The organism is Streptomyces hainanensis (assembly GCF_004348415.1).
GTDB classification, from domain to species: Bacteria; Actinomycetota; Actinomycetes; order Streptomycetales; family Streptomycetaceae; genus Streptomyces; species Streptomyces hainanensis.
Genome location: NZ_SMKI01000712.1, coordinates 1 through 2,570 on the forward strand (window position 1 = coordinate 1; position 2,570 = coordinate 2,570).

2 protein-coding genes are annotated in these 2,570 nt (G+C 73.1%); one reads left to right on the plus strand and one right to left on the minus strand.

Annotated features, from left to right (window positions below; genetic code table 11):
- Positions 1 to 42: 42 nt before the first annotated feature.
- Positions 43 to 1,503, minus strand: coding sequence for an ABC transporter permease (locus E1283_RS35045; protein WP_132822203.1), 1,461 nt, complete (start codon positions 1,501 to 1,503; stop codon positions 43 to 45).
- A gap of 234 nt (positions 1,504 to 1,737) precedes the next feature.
- Here E1283_RS35045 and E1283_RS35050 point away from each other — a divergent pair.
- On the plus strand, positions 1,738 to 2,570 hold an 833-nt coding region (locus E1283_RS35050), incomplete at its 3' end, for a polyphosphate polymerase domain-containing protein (RefSeq protein WP_132822204.1).

Sequence of the window (2,570 nt, forward strand, 5' to 3'; positions counted from 1 at the left end):
AGACGTGTATAAGAGACAGGGGTGGGGGAGGACGGAACACGGTCACGCCACGCGGGCCAACGCGTCGGCCGGCCGGAGCCGCGAGGCTCGCCACGTGGCGAACGTGCCGGCGAACAGGCCGCCCGCGATGGCCAGGGTGCCGGCGAGGGCCACGATGCCGAGGCTGACCGGCGCGGTGAGCGCGATGTCCAGGGCCGTGGCCGCCTGGTCCATGCCCTGCCGCATCATCTCGGGACCGCCGCCGGCCCCCGGCCCGGTCGGGAGGGACGCCGCGGCGCCCAACTCGGCCGTCAGCGACGGCTTGACGGCCGTGATGACGGCCGCCGCGCCCACGCCGGCCGCGAGGCCGATCGCGCCGCCGAACAGGCCGGTGGCCAGGGACTCGGCCATCACCTGCCGGGTGACCCGGCCGCGTGACCAGCCGAGCGCCTTGAGGGTGCCGAACTCCCGTACCCGGCGGGTGACCGCCGAGGAGGCGAGCAGCCCGGCGACGAGGAAGGCCGAGCCGAGCACCAGGTAGGACAGCCAGCGGCCGAGGCCGTCCGCCAGGTCGGCGGCCGTGGAGAGGGAGCCGGAGACCTGGTCGGCCAGGTCGTCCGCCGTCACGACGTCCGCGTCCTCGACCCGCTCCGTGATGGCGGCCTCGACGGCGTCCAACCGCTGCGAGTCCGTGGCCCGCACGTAGACGTCGGTGAGGGCGCCCTCGTTGTCGGAGAGCTCCTGGGCACGGGCCAGCGGCAGGTAGACGTCGGCGGCCGCGTCGCCCTCGGTCGCGGCGGTGAGGCCGACGATCTCCAGGTCCGCGCCGCCGACGGTGAGCGTGTCGCCGACCGCGAGCTCCTCGCCGGCCGCGTAGCCGGTGTCGAGCAGCGCCACGTCCGCCGCGGCGTCGTCCGCCGTGAACGTCCGGCCGTCGGTGACCTCGGCGGCGCTGAGCGGGCCCTGGTCGACGTGGGCCACGTCGGTGCCGAGGATCGCGTACTGGTCGATGTCGAACGCGGCCCCGCCGCCCCCGACCTCGTCCCGGCTCGGCCCACCGCCCTGACCGCCGGCCGGCCCCTCGCCCGGCGCGCCCTCCACGACCTCGCCCGGGTCGAAGGCGCCGCGCACGCCGACGCTGCGCAGCGCGAGACCGCCGACCGCGCCCGCGACGCCCTCGATGTCGGCGATGGTGGCGACGGCCGACTCGTCCAGCGTCTGGAAGCCGTCCACGACCAGCATGTCGCTGCTCTGTTCCTCGCCCTCCCGGGCGTCGAACTCGAAGCGGGGCCTTTGCGGTTGGCCCTCCTCGCCGTCGGCCGGCGAGGTGACGGCGTGGCTGACGGTCAGGTCCGTGCCGAGGCCGTAGAGCGACCGCAGCACCTCGTCCTGGGCGCGTTGCATGCCGGCGGAGACCGCGTTGACGACGATGACGAGGGCGATGCCGAGCGCGAGTCCCGAGGCGATGACCAGTTGGGCTCTTCGGCGTCTGCGCAACTCCCGGCGCAGATAGGTGAGGATCATGCGCGGGACGGTAGGGCGGTGCCGTGAGGGGACCCTGAGCGCGCCATGAGAGGCGCATGAGAAACCCGCCGGGCGCTGCACCGCCGCTCCACCACGGCTCCACCGCGCCCCGACCCGCCCCGACCCTCCGGCGTGATCCCGAAGACCTTTCTCAGCTGGCTCTCATCCGGCTCTCATCCAGGACTAGTTGGTTAACGCCAAGCGATCCGAAGGTGAACTCGGGAAAGGGGGATCATGACAGCCGACGCACGCCACGAACGAGGCGTGGCCAGCCGACTGCACGCCTTCAACCGGTACGAGATCAAGTATCTGGTGCCCGTCACGGAGGTGGCCCCGCTGCGCGACGAGCTCGCGCGGCGGATGGAGCCGGACACGAACTGCCCGGTCGGCGGCTACGGGGTGTGGAGCGTGTACTACGACACGCCCGCGCTCCGCTTCTACTGGGAGAAGATCGAGGGGCTGAAGTTCCGCCGGAAGCTGCGGATCAGGCACTACGGGGACGTGTCGGCCGTGACCGACGACTCGCCCGTCCACGTGGAGATCAAACAGCGGGTCAACCGCGTCACGCAGAAACGCCGGCTGCGGCTGCCGTACCACGCGGCGCGCGCGCTGTGCGACGGCCGGGTGGAGGTCGAACACGCCGAGCGGGAACGGCCGTTCGTGCACGAGGTGCTCGACCTGCTGATCCGGCTCGACCTGCGGGCCACGGCGATGACCGGCTACCGGCGCGAGGCGCTGGTCGGCCGGGAGCAGGACACCGGGCTGCGGGTGACCTTCGACCGGCGGATCCGGGGCCGGGACCGCGACTTCCACTTCGCCTCGCCGGCGGAGAACCGGTACATCGTCCCGCCCCGGCTGGCCGTGATGGAGGTCAAGGTCAACGAGCGCGTGCCGTACTGGATCACCGACCTGATGGCCCGCCGGAACCTGACCGTGGTCCGGGTCTCCAAGTACTGCCAGAGCGTGGAGGCCTACGGCCGCGCGCCGCGGTCCGCCTTCCACGTGCCCGACGAGGCCGAGGCGCCGGCGACCAGCGCGCCCACGCCCCCCACCCACCAGTTCGAGAC

Excerpts from the sequence above, each read along its gene's own strand:
- E1283_RS35045 (WP_132822203.1), bottom strand. The coding sequence starts at position 1,503 with ATGATCCTCACCTATCTGCGCCGGGAGTTGCGCAGACGCCGAAGAGCC.